The 20,613-nt window shown below is 64.7% G+C and carries 22 protein-coding genes; 18 read left to right on the forward strand and 4 right to left on the reverse strand.

Going from position 1 to position 20,613, the window contains the following annotated elements; all coding sequences use genetic code 11:
* Positions 1 to 21 precede the first annotated feature (21 nt).
* From AC1Q5W_RS15715 to AC1Q5W_RS15725, 3 genes are all read left to right on the forward strand, one after another.
* A complete protein-coding gene (locus AC1Q5W_RS15715; protein WP_492644338.1) occupies positions 22 to 246 on the forward strand; it encodes a YgaP family membrane protein in 225 nt (74 codons plus the stop codon).
* Positions 247 to 259: 13 nt separating this feature from the next.
* Positions 260 to 706 carry an OsmC family protein gene (locus AC1Q5W_RS15720; protein WP_492644337.1) on the forward strand — a complete coding sequence of 149 codons (447 nt, stop codon included), beginning with the start codon at positions 260 to 262 and terminating at the stop codon, positions 704 to 706.
* Between the two features lie 82 nt (positions 707 to 788).
* Positions 789 to 1,079, forward strand: a complete 291-nt coding sequence (locus tag AC1Q5W_RS15725; RefSeq protein WP_492644336.1) for a metal-sensing transcriptional repressor — start codon at positions 789 to 791, stop codon at positions 1,077 to 1,079.
* Here AC1Q5W_RS15725 and mnmA read toward each other — a convergent pair.
* Together mnmA and AC1Q5W_RS15735 are read right to left on the reverse strand one after the other, a co-directional pair.
* Positions 1,059 to 2,177, reverse strand: coding sequence for a tRNA 2-thiouridine(34) synthase MnmA (gene mnmA / locus AC1Q5W_RS15730; protein WP_492644335.1), 1,119 nt, complete (start codon positions 2,175 to 2,177; stop codon positions 1,059 to 1,061). The two genes, AC1Q5W_RS15725 and mnmA, sit on opposite strands and share 21 nt — an antisense overlap.
* Positions 2,178 to 2,268: 91 nt before the next feature.
* Positions 2,269 to 2,754, reverse strand: coding sequence for an NUDIX hydrolase (locus AC1Q5W_RS15735; RefSeq protein WP_492644334.1), 486 nt, complete (start codon positions 2,752 to 2,754; stop codon positions 2,269 to 2,271).
* A 164-nt stretch (positions 2,755 to 2,918) separates the two neighbouring features.
* Between AC1Q5W_RS15735 and AC1Q5W_RS15740 the strand changes: the two genes are divergently transcribed.
* The 4 genes from AC1Q5W_RS15740 (at position 2,919) to AC1Q5W_RS15755 (ending at position 8,534) form a co-directional block, all read left to right on the forward strand.
* Complete coding sequence (locus tag AC1Q5W_RS15740) at positions 2,919 to 4,523, forward strand: Re/Si-specific NAD(P)(+) transhydrogenase subunit alpha (protein WP_492644333.1); 1,605 nt, start codon at positions 2,919 to 2,921, stop codon at positions 4,521 to 4,523.
* 12 nt (positions 4,524 to 4,535) lie between these two features.
* Positions 4,536 to 5,954, forward strand: a complete 1,419-nt coding sequence (gene pntB, locus AC1Q5W_RS15745; RefSeq protein ID WP_492644332.1) for a Re/Si-specific NAD(P)(+) transhydrogenase subunit beta — start codon at positions 4,536 to 4,538, stop codon at positions 5,952 to 5,954.
* Between the two features lie 95 nt (positions 5,955 to 6,049).
* Positions 6,050 to 7,723: a long-chain-fatty-acid--CoA ligase gene (locus AC1Q5W_RS15750; RefSeq protein WP_492644331.1), complete on the forward strand. Its 1,674-nt coding sequence runs from the start codon at positions 6,050 to 6,052 to the stop codon at positions 7,721 to 7,723.
* A gap of 79 nt (positions 7,724 to 7,802) precedes the next feature.
* The gene (locus tag AC1Q5W_RS15755) at positions 7,803 to 8,534 is read left to right on the forward strand and encodes a 5'-methylthioadenosine/adenosylhomocysteine nucleosidase (protein WP_492644330.1); all 732 of its coding nucleotides are present in this window, start codon (positions 7,803 to 7,805) and stop codon (positions 8,532 to 8,534) included.
* A 56-nt stretch (positions 8,535 to 8,590) separates the two neighbouring features.
* Here the strand turns inward: AC1Q5W_RS15755 and AC1Q5W_RS15760 are convergent, their stop codons facing one another.
* A complete protein-coding gene (locus AC1Q5W_RS15760) occupies positions 8,591 to 9,580 on the reverse strand; it encodes a magnesium and cobalt transport protein CorA (protein WP_492644329.1) in 990 nt (329 codons plus the stop codon).
* Positions 9,581 to 9,937: 357 nt separating this feature from the next.
* Between AC1Q5W_RS15760 and hpf the strand changes: the two genes are divergently transcribed.
* The 3 genes from hpf (at position 9,938) to hprK (ending at position 11,787) form a co-directional block, all read left to right on the forward strand.
* Positions 9,938 to 10,267: a ribosome hibernation-promoting factor, HPF/YfiA family gene (hpf, locus tag AC1Q5W_RS15765; RefSeq protein WP_492644328.1), complete on the forward strand. Its 330-nt coding sequence runs from the start codon at positions 9,938 to 9,940 to the stop codon at positions 10,265 to 10,267.
* A 77-nt stretch (positions 10,268 to 10,344) separates the two neighbouring features.
* On the forward strand, positions 10,345 to 10,812 hold the full coding sequence (locus AC1Q5W_RS15770; RefSeq protein ID WP_492644327.1) for a PTS sugar transporter subunit IIA: 468 nt from the start codon (positions 10,345 to 10,347) through the stop codon (positions 10,810 to 10,812).
* A 24-nt stretch (positions 10,813 to 10,836) separates the two neighbouring features.
* Complete coding sequence (hprK, locus tag AC1Q5W_RS15775; RefSeq protein ID WP_492644326.1) at positions 10,837 to 11,787, forward strand: HPr(Ser) kinase/phosphatase; 951 nt, start codon at positions 10,837 to 10,839, stop codon at positions 11,785 to 11,787.
* Positions 11,788 to 11,822: 35 nt separating this feature from the next.
* Here hprK and fur read toward each other — a convergent pair whose 3' ends face one another.
* Positions 11,823 to 12,269, reverse strand: a complete 447-nt coding sequence (fur, locus tag AC1Q5W_RS15780) for a ferric iron uptake transcriptional regulator (RefSeq protein WP_492644325.1) — start codon at positions 12,267 to 12,269, stop codon at positions 11,823 to 11,825.
* An 83-nt stretch (positions 12,270 to 12,352) separates the two neighbouring features.
* Here fur and AC1Q5W_RS15785 point away from each other — a divergent pair, with 83 nt between their 5' ends.
* From AC1Q5W_RS15785 to AC1Q5W_RS15820, 8 genes are all read left to right on the forward strand, one after another.
* Positions 12,353 to 12,901: an outer membrane protein assembly factor BamE gene (locus AC1Q5W_RS15785; RefSeq protein ID WP_492644324.1), complete on the forward strand. Its 549-nt coding sequence runs from the start codon at positions 12,353 to 12,355 to the stop codon at positions 12,899 to 12,901.
* 27 nt (positions 12,902 to 12,928) lie between these two features.
* The gene (dapB, locus tag AC1Q5W_RS15790; protein WP_492644323.1) at positions 12,929 to 13,732 is read left to right on the forward strand and encodes a 4-hydroxy-tetrahydrodipicolinate reductase; all 804 of its coding nucleotides are present in this window, start codon (positions 12,929 to 12,931) and stop codon (positions 13,730 to 13,732) included.
* Positions 13,729 to 14,376 carry a MotA/TolQ/ExbB proton channel family protein gene (locus AC1Q5W_RS15795; protein WP_492644322.1) on the forward strand — a complete coding sequence of 216 codons (648 nt, stop codon included), beginning with the start codon at positions 13,729 to 13,731 and terminating at the stop codon, positions 14,374 to 14,376. The genes dapB and AC1Q5W_RS15795 overlap by 4 nt, the downstream gene beginning before the upstream one ends.
* Positions 14,373 to 14,801, forward strand: a complete 429-nt coding sequence (locus AC1Q5W_RS15800) for an ExbD/TolR family protein (protein WP_492644321.1) — start codon at positions 14,373 to 14,375, stop codon at positions 14,799 to 14,801. Before AC1Q5W_RS15795 ends, AC1Q5W_RS15800 begins: the two co-directional genes overlap by 4 nt.
* 64 nt (positions 14,802 to 14,865) lie before the next feature.
* The gene (gene leuS / locus AC1Q5W_RS15805) at positions 14,866 to 17,574 is read left to right on the forward strand and encodes a leucine--tRNA ligase (protein WP_492644320.1); all 2,709 of its coding nucleotides are present in this window, start codon (positions 14,866 to 14,868) and stop codon (positions 17,572 to 17,574) included.
* 9 nt (positions 17,575 to 17,583) lie between these two features.
* The gene (locus AC1Q5W_RS15810; RefSeq protein ID WP_492644319.1) at positions 17,584 to 18,087 is read left to right on the forward strand and encodes an LPS-assembly lipoprotein LptE; all 504 of its coding nucleotides are present in this window, start codon (positions 17,584 to 17,586) and stop codon (positions 18,085 to 18,087) included.
* Positions 18,088 to 18,090: 3 nt separating this feature from the next.
* On the forward strand, positions 18,091 to 19,182 hold the full coding sequence (holA, locus tag AC1Q5W_RS15815; protein ID WP_492644318.1) for a DNA polymerase III subunit delta: 1,092 nt from the start codon (positions 18,091 to 18,093) through the stop codon (positions 19,180 to 19,182).
* A 46-nt stretch (positions 19,183 to 19,228) separates the two neighbouring features.
* Complete coding sequence (locus tag AC1Q5W_RS15820) at positions 19,229 to 20,563, forward strand: glutamate-5-semialdehyde dehydrogenase (RefSeq protein ID WP_492644317.1); 1,335 nt, start codon at positions 19,229 to 19,231, stop codon at positions 20,561 to 20,563.
* Positions 20,564 to 20,613: the final 50 nt, after the last annotated feature.

Consider the following 20,613-nt stretch of genomic DNA (forward strand, 5'->3'; position numbering starts at 1 on the left):
TTTTTTTATAGGAGTACCACCATGACCGTTCAACGTTACATCGTTGTCATTGCAGGCCTGTTCATCATGATTTCCCTGGCGCTGGGCGTTGAAGGCAGCCCGTTCTTTGTCAGCAAATGGGCACTGGCTTTCACTGCGTTTGTGGGCGCCAATCTGTTCCAGTCGGGCTTCACCAACTTCTGTCCGCTGGGCATCATCCTGAAGAAGCTGGGCGTTCCCGAGTCGCAAATCGGTTGCGCCAACTGAAGGCGGGTGTGCGATGAGCGAAACCAGCGTACACATCCAGCTTCGCCAGAGGCAGGACTACCAGTTTGAGGTGCAGTTCGGTGACCAGGTGCCGCCCCTCCTGGCTGACGAGCCCGCACCTCTGGGCAGCGGGCAGGGTCCTTCGCCGGTGCAGCTCCTGGCCGCTGCGGTGGGGAACTGCCTTTCGGACTCGCTGCTGTTTGCCCTGCGCAAGTTCAAGCAGGCACCCGAACCCATCCAGTGCGATGTGCATGCCGAGGTGGGCCGCAACGCACAGGGGCGCCTGCGGGTGCTGCAGATGCGTGCAGTGCTGACGCTGGGCGTGCCCGCCGCCGCGCTGGAGCACCTGGAGCGCGTGCTGGACACCTTTGAGGCGTATTGCACGGTAACCCAGAGCGTGGGGCAGGGCATACCCGTTGCGATCGAGGTGTATGACAGTCTGCAGGCCCGGCTGAAGTGATGCACCGTCCCGGTGCCGGCTAACCATGGGAACATCAACGAAAATGGACAACCCTAATTCCAGAACTGATGAAAGTTGCCAAGTGACCGTATTGAACGACAGCCAGGCCCGCACCGACGTCCTGAACCGCCTGCGCCGTGCCGAGGGCCAGATCCGCGGCATCCAGCGCATGGTGGAAGAGGGCGAGGATTGCCTCAAGATCGGCCAGCAGTTTGCTGCCGTTCGCAAGGCCCTGGACAGCACCTACCTGCGCATGACCGTGTGTTTCATGGAGCAGGAGCTGCAGGCCCGCATGCATCCGGATGCGACGCAAAAGGCCGATCTGGACCACATGCTCAAGGATATGGAAACGCTACTCGCCCGTATGGGCTGAGGTAATCACGCCGCCACCCAGGCACACGTCGCCGTCGTACAGCACGGCGGACTGCCCCGGGGTGACAGCCCACTGGGCCTGGTCGAATGCCAGGCTGAAGCCCTGCGGGCTGGCGTCGTGCAGCGTGCAGGGGGCATCGCTCTGCCGGTAGCGCGTCTTGGCCGCCAGCGCGGTGGCTGCGGGGGGCGTGCCGGCAATCCAGCTCGCGTCCTGCGCCTGCAGCGACAGGGACTGCAGCCACGGATGGTCGTGCCCCTGCACCACCCACAGGGTGTTGCTCGCCATGTCCTTGCGCGCCACGAACCAGGGCGCGTGGTCGCCCCCGCCCTTTTGTGCGCCCTTGGCCTTGATGCCGCCAATACCCAGGCCCTGGCGTTGGCCCAGGGTATAGAACGACAAGCCCACATGCTGCCCGATGGTGCGCCCGCGCGGGTCCTTGATGGGGCCTGGCTCCTTGGCAATGTAGCGGTTGAGGAACTCCCGGAAGGGGCGCTCGCCGATGAAGCAGATGCCGGTGGAGTCTTTCTTCTTGGCGTTGGGCAGGTGCATCTCCTGGGCAATGTGGCGCACCTCGGTCTTGTGCAGTTCACCCACCGGAAACAGCGTCTTGGACAGCTGGGCCTGGTTCAGGCGGTGCAGGAAGTAGCTTTGGTCCTTGCCGGGGTCCAGGCCCTTGAGCAGCTCGTGCAGCCCGGTGTGCGGGTTCTGCCGCACGCGTGCGTAATGCCCGGTGGCGATTTTTTCGGCGCCCAGGCGCATGGCATGGTCCAGAAATGCCTTGAACTTGATCTCGGCGTTGCACAGGATGTCGGGGTTGGGCGTGCGCCCGGCCTGGTACTCGCGCAGGAACTCGGCAAAGACGCGGTCCCGGTATTCGGCGGCGAAATTGACGTGCTCGATTTCGATGCCGATGACGTCGGCCACCGCGGCGGCGTCCACAAAGTCGATGTTGGAGGAGCAGTATTCGCTGTCGTCGTCATCCTCCCAGTTCTTCATGAAGATGCCGATGACCTCATGGCCTTGCTGTTTCAGCAGGTAGGCGGTGACCGCCGAATCCACGCCGCCACTCAGGCCCACCACGATGCGTTGCTTGCTCATGGTCCGATTTTAGGCATTCTGCCTGGTCACCCTTTTTTTGTGCCAAATTGACCCGCAGCACCCGCAGGTATTGCGCAGACAGCTATGGTTTTTATAGCGTAGACGGCTGGCCGTGCACGCTGGCGTCGGTGTGGATCAGCGCCATGGGATAGCGCCGGCCTTGCAGGTAGTCCTCCATGCACTGCAGCACCATCGGGTTGCGGTGGCGTGCCGTGCTCTGGCGGATTTCGTCGGGCGTCAGCCACAGCGTGCGCACGATGCCGGTGTCCAGGCTGCGGGTGGCGTCAAACGCGCCCAGTTCGCCGCAGAAGGTGAAGCGCAGGTAGGTGATGTCCTGGTCGGCCCGCTGGGTGCGGGACAGGTAGATGCCCACCAGCGCCGTGGGGGTGAACTGCCAGGCGGTTTCCTCCAGGGTTTCCCGCGCGCAGCCCTCGGCCGGGGACTCTCCGGGGTCGAGGTGCCCGGCCGGGTTGTTCAGCCGCAGCCCATCGGGCGTGTGCTCTTCCACCAGCAAAAAGCGGCCTTCGCGTTCAATGACCGTCGCCACCGTGACATGGGGTTTCCAGCGTGTATCCATGCGCAATTATGGAATACGGCCTCTATTGGGAGGCGCCTCGGGGCGGGGCGGGGTGTTTTGGAGGGAAATTCAGTTAAAGTTGCGGCCGCAATACCTTTCGCGGAGCTTACCGTTGGAGGAATCGTGAACGATCAGTTACAGAATTAATAACGAGGAGTCGCTTCATGCAGACGGGTACCCCTACTGGACTGGCGCAGTGCATCGGCGTGCCGCGCGAGGTTTTTCCGGGTGAAAAACGCGTGGCCACCGTGCCCGAAGTGGTTGAGAAACTCATCAAGCTGGGTTTTTCGGTGGTTGTGGAGTCCGGTGCCGGCGACGCTGCCAACTGCAGTGACGAGACCTACCGCGCCGCGGGTGCCACGGTGGTGGACAGCGCCGCCGCGCTGTGGGCACAAGCCGGTATCGTCTTCAAGGTGCGTGGCCCCACGCCGCAGGAAGTGGCCATGCTGCGCGAAGGCACCACGCTGGTCGGCTTCATCTGGCCGGCGCAGAACCCGGATCTGATGCAGCAGCTGGCGGCCAGGAAGGTGACCGTGCTGGCCATCGACGCGCTGCCGCGCACACTCAGCCGCGCCCAGAAGATGGACGCATTGACCTCCATGGCCGGTGTCAGCGGCTACCGCGCCGTCGTCGAGGCGGCCAACGCCTTCGGCCGCTTCTTCAACGGCCAGATCACGGCCGCAGGCAAGGTGCCGCCGGCCAAGGTCTTCATCGCTGGTGCTGGCGTGGCCGGTTTGGCAGCGATCGGCACTGCCGCCAGCCTGGGCGCCATCGTGCGCGCCAATGACACCCGGGCCGAGGTGGCCGACCAGGTGGTCTCCCTGGGCGGCGAGTTCGTCAAGGTCGACTACGAGGAAGAAGGCTCCGGCGGCGGCGGCTACGCCAAGGTCATGTCTGAGGGCTTCCAGCAGGCGCAGCGCGCCATGTACGCCCAGCAGGCCCGGGAGGTGGACATCATCATCACCACCGCGCTGATTCCGGGCAAGCCGGCTCCCAAGCTCATCACCGCCGAGATGGTGCGCTCCATGAAGCCCGGCAGCGTGATAGTCGACATGGCCGCCGAGCAGGGCGGCAACTGCGAGCTGACCGAGCCGGGCCAGGCAGTGGTGAAGCACGGGGTGACCATCGTCGGCTACACGGACCTGGCCTCGCGCCTGGCCAAGCAGTCGTCGACGCTGTACGCCAACAACCTGTTTCGCCTGACCGAGGAGTTGTGCAAGACCAAGGACGGCGTCATCAACGTCAACATGGAAGACGATGCCATCCGGGGGCTGACGGTTGTCAAGGACGGCAGCATCACCTGGCCGGCGCCGGCCTTGAAGCCGGCAGCGGCACCCGCAGTCGTGGTCAAGCCGGTGGCGGCGGCCAAGCCCAAGGGCGGCCATGGGCAGAGCAGCGCCCCGGCATCGGCCCGAGGCACGGCCATCATCTTTGCCTTTGGCGCCCTGCTGTTCTGGCTCATCGGCACGGCGGCGCCCAAGGAGTTCCTGGCGCATTTCACGGTGTTCGTGCTGGCCTGCTTTGTGGGCTACATGGTGGTGTGGAACGTGAAGCCGGCCCTGCACACGCCGCTCATGAGCGTGACCAACGCCATCAGCAGCATCATCGCCATCGGCGCGCTGGTGCAGATCTCGCCCGTTGCCGGCGCCATGAACCGGCCCGACAGCTTGATCACCTGGCTGGCGGCGGCAGGCATCGTGCTCACGGCCATCAACATGTTCGGCGGCTTTGCCGTGACCCAGCGCATGCTGGCCATGTTCCGTAAATAAGGGAGACCATTGATGTCTGCAAGTTTGGCAACGGTCTCCTATATTGGCGCGACCATTCTCTTCATCCTGAGCCTGGGCGGTCTGTCCAACCAGGAAACCTCGCTGCGTGGCAACCTGTACGGCATGGTCGGCATGACGCTGGCCGTGCTGGCCACCGTGTTCGGCCCGAGCGTCACCGCTGCGGGCATTCCCTGGATCGTGGGCGCCATGCTGGTGGGCGGCGGCATTGGCCTGTACGCGGCGCGCACCGTGCAGATGACCCAGATGCCCGAGCTCGTGGCCCTGATGCACAGCATGGTGGGTCTGGCGGCCATGCTGGTGGGTTTTGCCACCTACGTCGACCCCAACGCTGCGGCCGGCTTTGTGGGGGCCGCCAAGACCATCCATGAGCTCGAGATCTACATCGGCATCTTCATCGGCGCCGTCACGTTTGCCGGCTCTATCGTCGCCTTTGGCAAGCTGTCGGGCCGCATCGGCGGCAATCCGGTGCTGTTGCCTGGTCGGCACTTCCTGAATCTGGCCGGCCTGCTGGTGGTGGTGTACTTCGGCCGCGAGTTCCTGCACGCCGAGACCCTGGCCGCCGGCATGACACCGCTGATCGTCATGACGGTGGTGGCGCTGCTGTTTGGCGTGCACATGGTCATGGCCATTGGCGGCGCCGACATGCCGGTGGTGGTGTCCATGCTCAACAGCTACTCGGGCTGGGCGGCGGCGGCGACCGGCTTCATGCTGTCCAACGACCTGCTCATCGTGACCGGTGCGCTGGTGGGCTCCAGCGGTGCCATCCTGTCCTACATCATGTGCAACGCCATGAACCGCAGCTTCATCAGCGTGATCGCCGGGGGCTTTGGAACGGTGAACGCCGCCGCCAAGCCGGCGGCAGGGGCGGTGCAGCCGGCGGGCGAAGTGGTCGCCGTCACGGCATCCGAGACGGCCGAACTGCTGCGCGACGCCAAGAACGTGATCATTGTTCCGGGCTACGGCATGGCGGTGGCGCAGGCCCAGCACACGGTGTTCGAAATCACCCGGCTGCTGCGCGAGAAGGGCGTCAACGTGCGCTTTGGCATCCACCCGGTGGCCGGGCGCATGCCGGGGCACATGAACGTGCTGCTGGCGGAGGCCAAGGTGCCGTATGACATCGTGTTCGAGATGGAGGAGTTGAACGACGACTTCCCGGACACCGACGTGGCCATGGTCATCGGTGCCAACGACATCGTCAACCCCTCGGCGCAGGACGATCCGGGCAGCCCCATTGCCGGCATGCCGGTGCTGGAAGTCTGGAAGGCCAAGACCTCTATCGTGATGAAGCGCAGCATGGCCTCGGGCTATGCCGGGGTGGACAATCCGCTGTTCTACAAGGACAACAACCGCATGCTGTTTGGCGACGCCAAGAAGATGCTCGATGAGGTGCTGGTAGCCCTCAAGACCTGATTCGCTGGACAAAGCTAGGGAAAACACAGCCCCGCAGCGGGCTGTGGAGCCCGACAATATTGAAACCTGTATTTGGAAAAAACGGAGACGACGACATGACAGACCGCATTTGGCTCAAGAGTTACCCGCAAGGGGTGCCGGCCGATATCGATACTTCGGCCTACACCTCGCTGGTGGCCCTGATGGAAGAGAGCTTCCGGAAGTACGCCGGCAAGGTGGCTTACAGCTTCATGGGCAAGGACATCACCTACGCCCAGACCGACAGCGTGAGCCAGGCATTTGCCGGGTACCTGCAGAGCCTGGGGCTGGCCAAGGGTGACCGTGTCGCGATCATGATGCCCAATGTGCCTCAGTACCCGGTGGCCGTGGCGGCCATCCTGCGCGCCGGCTATGTGGTGGTGAACGTCAACCCCCTGTACACCCCGCGGGAACTGCAGCACCAGCTCAAGGACTCCGGCGCCAAGGCCATTGTCATCATCGAGAACTTCGCCTCCACGCTGGAGAAGTGCATTGCCTCCACGCCCATCAAGCACGTGGTACTGTGCTCCATGGGCGACCAGCTGGGTCTGCTCAAGGGCGCGCTCGTCAACTACGTGGTGCGCAACGTCAAGAAAATGGTGCCGGCCTACACGCTGCCCAATGCTGTGCGCTTCAACGCGGCCGTTGCCATGGGCACCAAGGCTCCGTTCAAGAAACCCGACATCAAGGCCGACGATGTGGCCGTGTTGCAGTACACCGGAGGCACCACCGGGGTGTCCAAGGGCGCTGTGCTGCTGCACCGCAACGTGATTGCCAACGTGCTGCAGTCCGAGGTCTGGAACCAGCCGGTCATGGCCAAGGTTCCGGCCAACGAACAGCCCACGGCGGTATGCGCCTTGCCGCTGTACCACATCTTTGCGTTCACTGTGGGCATGATGCTGTCCATGCGCACCGGCGGCAAGCTGATCCTGATCCCCAACCCGCGCGACATCCCGGCGGTGCTCAAGGAGCTGAGCAAGCACACCATCCACAGCCTGCCGGCAGTCAACACCCTGTTCAACGGCTGGGCCAACCATCCGGACTTCAACACGGTGGACTGGAGCCACCTCAAGGTCTCGGTGGGCGGCGGTACGGCCGTGCAAAGCGCCGTGGCCAAGCTGTGGTTCGAGAAGACCGGCTGCCCCATCTGCGAAGGCTATGGCCTGAGCGAGACCTCGCCCTCGGCAAGCTGCAACGTGGTGACGGCAACCGAGTACACCGGCACCATTGGCGTTCCCTTGCCCAGCACCTACATGAAGCTGCTGGACGATGACGGCAATGAAGCGCCGGCCGGCCAGGCGGGCGAGATTGCCATCAAGGGCCCGCAGGTGATGGCGGGTTACTGGCAGCGTCCCGACGAGACGGCCAAGGTCATGACGGCGGACGGCTTCTTCAAGACCGGCGACGTTGGCATGGTGGATGAGAAAGGCTTCTTCCGCATCGTGGACCGCAAGAAGGACATGATCATCGTGAGCGGTTTCAACGTGTTTCCCACCGAGCTGGAAGACCTGGTGGCGCAAATGCCCGGCGTCATGGAATGCGCCTGCGTCGGCGTGGCCGACGCCAAGTCCGGCGAGGCGGTGAAGCTGGTGATCGTCCGCAAGGACCCCGCCCTGACCGAGGCCGACGTGCGCGCCTACTGCCGGGAAAACCTCACGGGCTACAAGCAGCCCAAGGTGGTGGAATTCCGCGACGACCTGCCCAAGACACCGGTGGGCAAGATCCTGCGCCGCGAGTTGCGCGACAAGTAAAATTTGCCACCCCGTGGTACGGAAAGCGGCCTGCGGGCCGCTTTTTTTATTGATTCCTTTTTTTTGGGTGAGAACGCCTGTGAGCCACACAACCCCGACGGCCATCCTGAGTGCACTGGCAGAAGAACAGCAGGGACTGGTCGCCCAGCTGCACAACCCCGTGCAGGTCCGGCGAGCGGGCCGGGAATTCTGGACCGGACAGCTGGCGGGCAAGCCGGTGGTGCTGGGGCTCTCGCGCATTGGCAAGGTGGCCGCGGCGACCACCACGGCCGCCCTGATCGAGGCGTTTGGCGCGGGGCGCGTGGTCTTCACCGGTGTGGCCGGTGGCGTCGGGCCTGGCGTGCGGGTGGGAGACATTGTGGTGGGCCGCGCTTTTGTGCAGCATGACATGGATGCCTCGCCGCTCTTTCCCCGCTATGAGATTCCCCTGTACGGGCAGTCCGTGTTCCCGGGCGATCCCGCCCTGACGGACCTGCTGTTGCAGGCCTGCGGCGCCGCGCTGCCCGAGCAGACTGGCGCCCGCCTGCACCAGGGGCTGATTGCCAGTGGTGACCGCTTTGTGAGTAAGGCCGTGGAGTCGGCGGCGATCCTGCAGGCCCTGCAGGCGGACGGACACCTGCCGCTGGCGGTGGAGATGGAGGGCGCTGCCGTGGCGCAGGTATGCGCCGACTACGCGGTGCCCTTTGCCGCCGTGCGCACCATTTCCGACCGGGCCGATGACCAGGCCCATGTGGACTTTCCCGCCTTTGTGGCGGACGTGGCCAGCGTTTATGCCCGCAGGATCATCGCGGAGTTGATGGTTTTGCTATGAATTAAATAGCTGTGCACGCATATTCCACAGGGGCTTGAGTGGAATATGCGTTGCAATCAGCGCAGCCAGCCGCGTTTGTAGCAATACCAGATCGGCAAGGCCGCGCTCAGGATCATGACCCCCACCACATAGGGGTAGGCATAGCCGCCGAGCAGGGCGAACTCGGGGAACTGCAGGTTCATGCCGTAGATGCTGGCCACCAGCGTTGGCGGCAGCAGAGCCACGCTGGCTACCGAAAAGATCTTGATGACCTTGTTCTGGCTGATGTTGATGAAGCCGACCGTGGCATCCATCAGGAAGTTGATCTTGTCGAACAGGAACGCGGTGTGGGAGTCCAGCGAGTCGATGTCGCGCAGGATCTGCCGCGCCTCTTCGAACTGCTCGCCATTGAGCATCTTGCTGCGCATCATGAAGCTCACGGCACGGCGGGTGTCCATCACGTTGCGGCGAATGCGCCCGTTCATGTCCTCATGCCGGGCGATGGCGCCCAGTGCCTCCCCGGCGATGGCATCGGTAACGTCGCCGGAGAGTACGCTCTTGCTGACTTTTTCCAGTGCATCGTAAATGCCTTCGAGCGTATCGGCGGAGTACTCGGCATCGGCGTCGAACAGCTTGAGCAGCACCTCCTTGGCGTCCTCGATCAGCCCCGGGGCGCGGCGTGCGCGCATGCGCAGCAGGCGAAATACCGGCACGTCTTCGTCGTGTATGGAAAACAGCACGCCCTTGCTCTTGAGGTCGTGGTTGACCTGATTCAAGATGAAGGCCACGCGCACGGTGCGCGGCTCGTCGTCGTCGGCGATCAGGAAGTCGCTGCGGATGTGGACTTCGCCGTTGTCTTCGGCGTAAAAACGCGCTGACTCTTCAATGTCCTCGTCCATCGCGTCTTCGGGGATGGACAGGCCGTAGTACTGCTTGACCCAGCGCTTTTCTTCGATGGTGGGCGACTCCAGGTCGACCCAGATGGGCTGGAACTGCGAGAGCTCTTCCAGAGACGCGATCTCTTCCTGGAAGAGCCGTCCGTTGGCGAGCGTGAAGATGTTGAGCATGGCTCACTCCCTTGGGTTGTTTGCATCGACGGGATGGGGCTTGCTTTCAACCCCGATGCAGTGAGGGGAGTTGAAAGCTACCGACTGGGGTAGGTTTCCAAGGAGGGTTCTCCAAAAGTGGTTCCAGTGAAATTATCGCACTGCGCAGGGGCTTGCGGATGCAAAACGGGGCGGAATGTGCGCGCCGCTTGAAGGGGGTCAAAAGATATTGCTGCACGCCAGAAAAAGGCGTTGCAATTCCCGGGGTTCGGGCGCATAGTTATTTCGACAGCAAAGCGTTTTATGGCATTTTGGTTTGTCTGCCGACCGCGGCATGCGGAAGGCTTTTTCAACCCCGAGAGCAACTGGAGGCTATTTATGAACCTGACGATCAGCGGTCACCATCTTGAAGTTACCCCCGCCTTGCGTAGTTATGTGACGACCAAGCTCGATCGAATCATGCGACATTTCGACCAGGTGGTCGATGTCAAAGTGCTCCTCACCGTAGAGAACCAGAAGGAAAAGGAAGGACGGCAACGCGCCGAATGCAACATCCACGTCAAAGGCAACGACATGTTCGCCGAGAGTTCCCATGAGGATCTCTACGCGGCGGTGGATGAACTGGTGGACAAGCTTGACCGGCAGGTGGTGCGCCACAAGAGCCGCACGCAGAACCACCACCATGATGCGCCCAAACGCCTGATGTAGCCTGTTTTCCCGGCTATTTCCTGCCCAAACCGCCCCCTGCAGGGCGGTTTTTTTGTGTGCATAATCTGCCCCATACTATGAACCGACTCGCGTCCATCCTGTCCCCTTCGCAAGTGCTTGCGCAAGTCGACGTCACCAGCAAGAAACGGGCTTTTGAGGAAGCCGGTCTGCTGTTTGAGAACCTGCATGGCCTGAGCCGCGCGCTGGTGACGGACAGCCTGTTTTCACGCGAGCGCCTGGGTTCGACCGGCTTGGGGCATGGTGTGGCCATACCGCACGGGCGGATCAAGGGCTTGAAGGCCCCGATGGCCGCCGTGCTGCAGTTGTCGCACGCCATCGGCTTCGATGCGCCCGACGACCAGGCGGTCAGCCTGCTGATTTTTCTGCTGGTGCCCGAGGCCGCCACCCAGAAGCACCTTGAAATCCTGTCCGAAATTGCCGAGTTGCTCAGCGACGCCGAGTTGCGCGAGAAGCTCGTCACCTGCACCGACGCGCAACAGTTGCACGACCTGATTGCCGGCTGGCAGTCGGCGCGCGTTGCCTGACCCGCCTGCATTGCCGCGTTTGCCGTGAAACCGACCGCCATCAGCGCCGACGTCCTCTTCGAGGAGTTCCGTTCCCGCCTGCATTGGGAGTGGGTGGCCGGTCTGGGGGCGTCCGAGCGCCGCTTCGACGAGGTCGCCGTGCGCGCGGCCCGCTCCGGCGCCGATCTGGTGGGCTACCTCAACTACATCCATCCCTACCGGGTGCAGATCCTGGGTGAGCGGGAGATCGCCTACATCACCAACGCCACGCCGGAAGACTGCGCCCGCCGCATTGCCCGCATCGTGACGCTGGAGCCGCCCATGCTGGTGCTGGCGGATGCGCAGACGGCGCCGCCGGCCCTGCTGTCGATGTGCGAACGGGCCCAGATTCCCATGTTCGCCACCCAGGAATCGTCCGCCTTCGTCATTGACGTGTTGCGGGCCTACTTGTCCAAGCACTTCGCGGACCGCGAGTCCATGCACGGTGTGTTCATGGACATTCTGGGCCTGGGGGTGATGATCACCGGCGAATCGGGCCTGGGCAAAAGCGAGCTGGGCCTGGAACTGATTTCGCGCGGCAACGGCCTGGTCGCAGACGATGCGGTGGACCTGTACCGGATCAACCAGACCACCATCGAGGGCCGCTGCCCCGAGTTGCTGCAGAACCTGCTGGAGGTGCGTGGCATCGGCCTGCTCGATATCCGCGGCATCTTTGGCGAAACGGCGGTGCGCCGCAAGATGCGGCTCAAGCTGATTGTCCATCTGGTGCGCCGGGAAACGATGGAGCGCGAGTACGAGCGCATTCCTTATGAACCCCTCACGCAGGACGTGATCGGCGTGCCCGTGCGCAAGGTGGTGATCCAGGTGGTGGCCGGGCGCAACATCGCCGTGCTGGTGGAGGCTGCGGTGCGCAACACCATCTTGCAGCTGCGCGGCATTGACACCTACCAGGAGTTCGTCGAACGCCACCGCAAGGCCATGGCCCAGGACGACTGAGCGCGGCCGGGGTGGGCGCGGGCCGCGTCCGGCCTTCAGCCGCGGTCCTGGGAGGCGGCGTTGCGGTTCGGGCAGTTGTCCTTGGTGCAGGTGGCGTACAGGCTCAGGGCGTGGTCGGAAATGGCGAACCCCTTGGCCTTGGCCACGGCATGCTGGCGTTTCTCGATCTCGGCGTCGTAGAACTCTTCCACGATGCCGCAGTCCAGGCAGACCAGATGGTCGTGGTGCTGGCCTTCATTGAGCTCGTACACCGCCTTGCCGCTCTCAAAGTGGCTGCGGCTGAGAATGCCGGCCTGTTCAAACTGCGTCAGCACCCGGTAGACGGTTGCCAGCCCCACATCGGAACGGTCCTGCAGCAGCACCCGAAAGACGTCTTCGGCCGTCATGTGCCGCTGGGCGCTGCGCTGGAACACTTCCAGAATTTTCAGACGCGGGATGGTTGCCTTGAGGCCGGTGTTTTTCAGTTCATCAATGTTGGTCATGGGCGTCTTTCCAGTGCGGGCGCTCAGCGGGGCAACAGGGCTCAGCCGCTACAATGACGCGATCATATCTCCCATCACCATTCATGTCTGATCTCCGTCGCAGCAGCATTCGCCTTGGCCTGGTCGCACTCACTTTGGTGGGTTTGGCGGCGTGTGGCAGCCTCAAGGGGGCAAGCGGCAAGGTCGCCGACGCGGTCGCACCCTACAAGATTGACGTGGTCCAGGGCAACGTGGTGACCCGCGAGCAGCTGGCCATCCTCCAGACCGGCATGCCGCGCATGCAGGTGCGCGATGTGCTGGGCACCTCGCTGCTGACCAGTGTGTTCCACGCCGACCGCTGGGACTATGTTTTCACACTGAAGCGCCAGGGCGGTGAGCCCCAGTCCCGCAGGGTGACCGTCTTCTTCAAGAATGACTTGCTGGAGCGCATTGAGGCCGATGAGCTGCCCAGCGAGTCCGAATTTGTCTCCACGCTCAAATCCCCGGTGCAGCCGTCGGATACCCCACCGGCGCTGGAGGCTTCGGCCGAGAGCCTGAAAAAGTACCCCGTTCCCGCCAAGCCGGCCCCGGCGCAGGTCCCTGCCGGGACCGCTCCCGCCTCGTACCCCCCTCTTGAGCCCGCACCCCAGTAAGGCCAGGTTGCCACAGGACCCGAAGACATGACCCACAGAATCGCCATTGCTGGCGCCTCCGGCCGCATGGGCCAGATGTTGATTGATGCCGTGCGCGCGGCGGATGACTGCACCCTGTCGGGTGCGCTGGACATGGCCGGCAGCCCTGCCATCGGCCAGGATGCCGGCGCCTTCTCGGGCAAGCCAGCCGGGGTGGCGATTACCGCGGATCTGCGTGCCGGGCTGCAGTCCTGCTCCGCCCTGATCGACTTTACCCGCCCCGAAGGAACCCTGGCGCATCTGCAGGTCTGCCGCGAACTCGGGGTGGCGGCCGTCATCGGCACCACCGGGTTCACCGAGGCCCAGAAGGCGGAAATTGCCGCCCTTGCCAAGGACATCGCCATTGTCATGGCCCCCAACATGAGCGTGGGCGTGAATGTAACGCTCAAGCTGCTGGAAATGGCGGCCAAGGCGCTGTCCACCGGCTATGACATTGAAATCATCGAAGCGCACCACCGCCACAAGGTGGATGCGCCTTCGGGCACCGCCCTCAAGATGGGCGAGGTGATTGCCGGCGCCCTGGGGCGCGACCTGAAGGATTGCGCGGTCTACGCCCGCGAGGGTGTGACCGGCGAGCGCGACCCTTCCTCCATTGGTTTTGCCACCATCCGCGGCGGTGACATCGTGGGCGACCACACCGTGCTGTTTGCCGGCATCGGTGAACGCATCGAGATCAGCCACAAGTCGTCCAGCCGGGCCACCTATGCCCAGGGCAGTCTGCGCGCGGTGCGCTTCCTGGCCGGACGCAAGGCGGGCCTGTTTGACATGTTCGACGTGCTGGGGCTCAAATGAACGTTCTGGACCTGCTGTCGCGGGGCGATGCGGTCAGTAGCGCCGTGGCGCTGGTCCTGCTGCTCATGTCGGTGGGCAGCTGGGTGGTGATCCTGTGGAAGAGCTGGTTGCTGCGGCGGGCGCACCGGGACGTGGTGCGCGGCACGGCGGCTTTCTGGCAGGCGGCTTCGATGGACGATGCCCTGCACCGGGTGCGCGCCTTCGACCGGGACGCGCTGGTCAGCCCGCTGGTGGAGGCCACCCAGGCGCATGCGCCTGGCACGCTGGCCGCCGCGGGAGACCGGTCGCAGCAGCTCACGCGGGTGCTGCGTGATGCCCTGCACGCGGTGCTGCTCAAGTTGCAGTCCGGGCAGGTGTTGCTGGCCACTGTGGGTTCCACGGCGCCTTTCGTGGGGCTGCTGGGCACGGTCTGGGGCATCTACCACGCGCTGATCGGCATCTCGGGTGCCGGGCAGGTCAGCATCGACAAGATCGCCGGCCCCGTGGGCGAGGCCCTCATCATGACTGCCGCCGGTCTGACCGTGGCCATTCCGGCCGTCTTGGCGTACAACGTGCTGGGCCGCTACATCGGTCGCATTGAAGCCGACCTGGAAGGTTTTGCGCGGGACCTGCGCGAACTGCTGCTGACGGCCGAACAACCATGACATTTGGTCGCCTGGAGCGCACCCCGGGCCCGCAGCCCATGAGCGAGATCAACATGACGCCGCTGGTGGACGTGATGCTGGTGCTGGTGGTCATTTTCATCATCACGGCCCCCTTGCTGGTCAGCGCGGTCAAGGTGGACCTGCCCAAGACGCCGGGGACCACTGCCCTGCAGGCGCCCAAGTTCGTGGCGCTGGTGATCGACAAGGCGGGGCAGGTCTATGTGGACGACCGCCCGCTGGACGCATCCGCCCTGGCGCAGGCCCTGCAGGCCACCGCGCAGCGCAACCCCGATACCGAGGTCCAGTTGCGGGCCGATGTGACGGTTCCCTACGGGCGGGTGGTCGAAATCATGGGCCTGGCCCATGCCGCCGGGCTGAGTCGCATCGGCTTTGTGGCCGAACCACCCCCGGCCGCCGCCCGCTGACGCGGACAGCGCCTAAAATCCCGCTCAGGCTCCCTATCTGGCAACCCGCTGGTTGCCCTCACCCATGCAAGACAAATACCAACACCTGGCCATTGAAAAAGCGGCCCAAAGCCACTGGGCCCAACCCCTGTGGGGCGGGCGCAATGCCTACCGCGTGATCGAGGACACGTCCAAGAAGAAGTTCTACGCCTGTTCCATGCTGCCCTACCCCAGCGGCAAGCTGCACATGGGTCACGTGCGCAACTACACCATCAACGACATGCTCACGCGCTACCTGCGCATGAACGGCTACAACGTGCTCATGCCCATGGGCTGGGACGCCTTCGGCCTGCCGGCGGAAAACGCGGCACTGAAGAACGGCGTGCCGCCGGCGAAGTGGACGTACGAGAACATCGCCTACATGAAGGGCCAGATGCAGGCCATGGGCCTGGCCATCGACTGGAGCCGCGAGGTGGCCACCTGCGACCCCGATTACTACAAGTGGAACCAGTGGCTGTTTCTCAAGATGCTGGAAAAGGGCATCGCCTACCGCAAGACCCAGGTCGTCAACTGGGATCCGGTGGACCAGACCGTGCTGGCCAACGAGCAGGTGATTGACGGCAAGGGCTGGCGCACCGGCGCCACGGTCGAAAAGCGCGAGATCCCGGGCTACTACCTCAAGATCACCGATTACGCCGAAGAGCTGCTCGGTTTTGTGACGGGCAGCGAGGGCGAGAAGAGCCTGCCGGGTTGGCCCGAGCGCGTCAAGCTGATGCAGGAAAACTGGATCGGAAAATCCAGTGGCGTGCGCTTCGCCTTCACCCACGACATCCGCGGCGCCGACGGCGCGCTGATTGGCGACGGCCGCATGTACGTGTTCACCACCCGTGCCGACACCATCATGGGTGTCTCGTTCTGTGCCGTGGCACCCGAGCACCCGCTGGCGCTGCACGCGGCGCAGACCAACCGGCGTCTGGCGACGTTCATCGAAGAGTGCAAGGCCGGGGGCACCACCGAGGCCGAGCTGGCGGTCAAGGAAAAGCTGGGCATGCCCACGGGCCTGCAGGTCACCCACCCGCTCACCGGCAAGCCGGTGGATGTCTGGGTCGGCAACTACGTGCTGATGAGCTATGGCGACGGCGCCGTGATGGGCGTGCCGGCGCACGACGAGCGCGACTTCGCGTTTGCCAAGAAGTACGGGTTCCCCATTCACGACGTGGTGCACATCGACGGCCTGGCCTATGACCACGACCAGTGGCAGGACTGGTATGGCGACAAGCAGCGCGGCGTCACCGTCAATTCCGACGTGTTCAGCGGGCTGTCGCACACCGAGGCCGTGGATGCTGTGGCAGCTGCCCTGCAGGCCAAGGGCCTGGGCGAGAAGAAGACCACCTGGCGCCTGCGCGACTGGGGCGTGAGCCGCCAGCGCTACTGGGGCACGCCCATCCCCATCATCCATTGCGCCGAGCACGGCGCCGTGCCGGTGCCCGAGAAGGACCTGCCCGTGGTGCTGCCGCAGGACTGCGTGCCCGATGGCTCGGGCAACCCGCTGGTCAAGCACGAAGGCTTCCACGCCGGTGTGGTTTGCCCGGTGTGCGGCCAGCCCGCGCGGCGCGAAACCGACACCATGGACACCTTCGTCGACAGTTCGTGGTACTTCATGCGCTACTGCGACCCCAAGAACGACCTCGCCATGGTGGGCGATGGCGCGGCCTACTGGATGCCGATGGATCAGTACATCGGCGGCATCGAGCACGCCATCCTGCACCTGCTGTACGCGCGCTTCTGGACCAAGGTCATGCGCGACCTGGGGCTGGTGACCGTGGACGAACCCTTCACCAAGCTGCTCACGCAGGGCATGGTGCTCAACCACATCTACTCGCGCAAGGGCGAAAAGGGCGGCAAGGACTATTTCTGGCCGCACGATGTGGAGCATGTACAAGACGAGAGCGGCAAGATCGTCGGCGCCAGGCTGAAGAACGCCGTGGGCGATCTGCCCGTGGGCACGCCGATCGACTACGAGGGCGTGGGCACCATGTCCAAGTCCAAGAACAACGGCGTCGATCCGCAGGACCTGATCGAGAAATACGGCGCCGACACGGCGCGCCTGTACACCATGTTCACCGCCCCGCCCGAGGCCACGCTGGAGTGGAACGACGCCGCGGTGGAGGGCAGCTACCGCTTCCTGCGCCGCGTCTGGAACTTCGGCGTCAAGCTCTCGGCCATGGATTTCGCCGCGGCCAGCGCCAGTGCGGCCAAGGCGGGCAGCCTGAAGGACGTGGTGTTTGGCAAGGAAGCCAAGCTGCTGCGCCGGGAACTGCACAGCGTGCTCAAGCAGGTGGACTACGACTACCAGCGCATGCAGTACAACACCGTGGTCTCGGGCGCCATGAAGATGATCAACGCGCTGGAGGACTTCAAGGCCCTGGACAGTGCCGGTGCCCAGGTGGCGCTGATCGAAGGCTTCTCCATCCTGCTACGCTGCCTGTACCCGGCCACGCCGCACATTGCCCATGCCCTGTGGAGCGAGCTGGGCTACGCCAGCACGCTGGGTGACCTGCTGGATGCGCCCTGGCCCATGGTCGACCCGGCGGCGCTGGTGCAGGACGAGGTGGAACTGGTGCTGCAGATCAACGGCAAGCTGCGCGGTTCGGTGGTGGTGCCTTCCGGCGCCACCAAGGCGGAGATCGAGGCGGCCGCGCTGGCCTGCGAGACCTTCGTCAGCCTGGCTGCCGGTGCGCCGGCCAAGAAGGTGATCGTGGTGCCCGGCCGCCTGGTCAACGTGGTCATCTAGGGCAGGGCCATGCAGCGTCGCGCGTTTCTTTCCGTCGGACTGGCCAGCGCGCTGCTGGTGGGGTGCGGCTTCAAGCTGCGCAGCAGCCAGCATTTTGCTTTCCAGACCCTGGCCATCACGCCCGAGAGCGGCGGGGCGGTGGCGACGGAACTGATCCGCTACTTTGGTGATGCCGTGGTGCCCCTGGCACCCGCCCAGGGGGGCGTGCCGCCGCAGGTCATCGTCGACATCCTGCAGGAGCTGCGCGAGAAAGTGGTGGTGGGGGTGAACGCGTCCGGCCAGGTGCGCGAGTTCCAACTGCGCTTGAGTGTCACCTTCCGCATGCGCACGCCGCAGGGGCGGGAGCTGATCACCGCCACTCAAATCCAGCAGCAGCGCGACATCAGCTTCAACGAATCCGCCGTGCTGGCCAAGGAAGCCGAAGAGGGCCTGCTGTACCGCGACATGCAGTCCGACATCGTGCAGCAGCTCCTGCGCCGCCTGGCTGCCATCAAGCAGCTGGACGCGCCCTGAGCCATGCAGCTCGCGGCCAGCCAGCTGAGCAACCACCTGGGGCGCGGGCTCAAGAGCCTCTACACCCTGCACGGTGACGAGCCCCTGCTGCAGCAGGAGGCGCTGGACGCTATCCGCGCCGCGGCGCGGGCCCAGGGCTATACCGAGCGCACGGCGCACACGGTGGCGGGCGCCCATTTTGACTGGAGCGAGGTGCTGGCCGCCGGCGGGTCCCTGAGCCTGTTTGCCGACAAGCAGATCGTGGAAATCCGCATTCCCAGCGGCAAGCCGGGCAAGGACGGCAGCGTGGCGCTGCAGCAGCTGGCCGAGGCAGCGCAGGGCAACGACTCCACCCTCACCGTCGTGCTGCTGCCGCGCTTGGACAAGATGACCAAATCCACGGCCTGGTTTGCGGCCCTGGAAAGCTTTGGCGTGGCCATCGCCATCGAGCCGGTGGAACGCCAGGCCTTGCCGCAGTGGATTGCCCAGCGCCTGGCCAGCCAGGGGCAGCGCGTTGCCGCCGGCGAGGAGGGTCAGCGCACGTTGCAGTTCTTTGCCGACCGGGTGGAAGGCAACCTGCTGGCTGCCCACCAGGAAATCCAGAAGCTGGGCTTGCTGTTTCCCGTGGCCGCCGGCGCGGACGCGGGGGTGCTCAGTTTTGAACAGGTGGAGGGCGCCGTGCTGAACGTGGCCCGCTACGACGTCTTCAAACTCTCCGAAGCCGTGCTGGGCGGCCAGGCCCTGCGCGTGCAGCGCATGCTCGACGGCCTGCAGGCTGAAGGCGAGGCCGAGGTGCTGGTGCACTACACGCTGAGCGAGGACATCCGCGCCTTGAAGCGCGTGAAAGACGCCATGGGCGCCGGGCGCCCCCTGCCCATGGCGCTGCGCGAGCAGCGCATCTGGGGCGTGCGCGAGCGCCTGTTCGAGCGCGTGCTGCCGCGGGTGAGCGAGGGTGCGCTGGCGGAGCTGCTGCAGGCGGCCCATGTGGTGGACGGCATCGTTAAGGGCCTGAAGCAGCCCGGCTGGCCCGCCACCGGCTGGCAGGCGCTGCACCGGCTGGCCCTGCAGCTGTGCGCCCTGTGTGCTGCGGCCCCGGGGCCCGGGCGTTCCCGCTAGCGCCGTTTTCGCTTGCCCCCTGGCAGGGGCGTGCGAAAATGCCGCCATGAACGCGATCAACATCACCGAATACACCCAGGCCTTGGGTTCGCAGGCCAAAGTGGCTTCGGCCCGTATGGCCTCTGCGTCTGCAGCTACCAAAAACGCAGCGCTGCGGGCACTGGCCCGCCTGCTGCGCGACAACGTGCAAGCCCTGCAGGTCGACAATGCCAAGGACCTGGAGCGGGCCGTGGCCGCCGGCCTGGCCGCCCCCCTGGTGGACCGCCTGAAGCTGACCCCCAAGGTGATCGAGACCTGCGCCCAGGGCTGCGAGCAGCTTGCCGCCATGCCTGACGTCATTGGCGAGATCATCGGCATGAAGCAGCAGCCCAGCGGTATCCGTGTCGGTCAGATGCGTGTGCCCATTGGCGTGTTCGGCATGATTTTCGAGAGCCGGCCCAACGTCACCATCGAGGCGGCCAGCCTGTCCATCAAGAGCGGCAACGCCTGCATCCTGCGCGGCGGCTCCGAGGCCATCGATTCCAACAAGGCGCTGGCCCGGCTGGTGCAGCAGGCGCTGGCCGAGAGCGGCCTGCCCACCGATGCCGTGCAACTGGTACAGACCACCGACCGCGAGGTGGTGGGCCAGCTCATCGCCATGCCGCAGTACGTGGACGTGATCATCCCGCGCGGGGGAAAAAGCCTGATCGAGCGCATCAGCGCCGGTGCCAAGGTGCCGGTAATCAAGCACCTGGACGGCAACTGCCATGTCTATGTGGACGATCCCTGTGACGTGGCCATGGCCGTCAAGGTGGCCGACAACGCCAAGACCAGCAAGTACAGCCCCTGCAACGCCGCCGAAGGCCTGCTGGTGGCGCGTGGCGTGGCGCCGGACTTCCTGCCCCGCATCGGCGCCATCTACGCTGCCAAGGGCGTGGAGATGCGCTGCGATGCCGAGGCGCTCGCCATTTTGGGAGGAAACTGGCACCAGGCCCCCGCCGATTCTGCGCAGAATGCTATGGTTTCAGGAGCGTCCGTGGCGCCCAAGCTGGTGGTCGCCCAGGAGAGCGACTGGTACGAGGAGTACCTGGCGCCCATCGTCAGCATCAAGGTCGTGGACGGTCTGGATGCCGCCATTGCCCACATCAACCAGTACTCCAGCCACCACACCGATGCCATCCTCACGCGCGACCACATGCACGCCCAGCGCTTCCTGCGCGAAGTCGACTCGGCCAGTGTGATGGTCAACACCAGTACCCGCTTTGCCGACGGCTTCGAGTACGGGCTGGGGGCCGAGATTGGCATCAGCACCGACAAGTTCCACGCCCGGGGCCCGGTGGGCATTGAGGGATTGACTTCGCTCAAATACGTGGTGCTGGGGGATGGCGAAGTGCGCCTGTGAGCGCTCTTGCAAGTCGCGTGGCGGCCCCCACCTTCTAGAATTGTCGCGTT

The sequence above is a fragment of the Rhodoferax sp. MLSD5-FHT05B10 genome, from assembly GCF_058793415.1.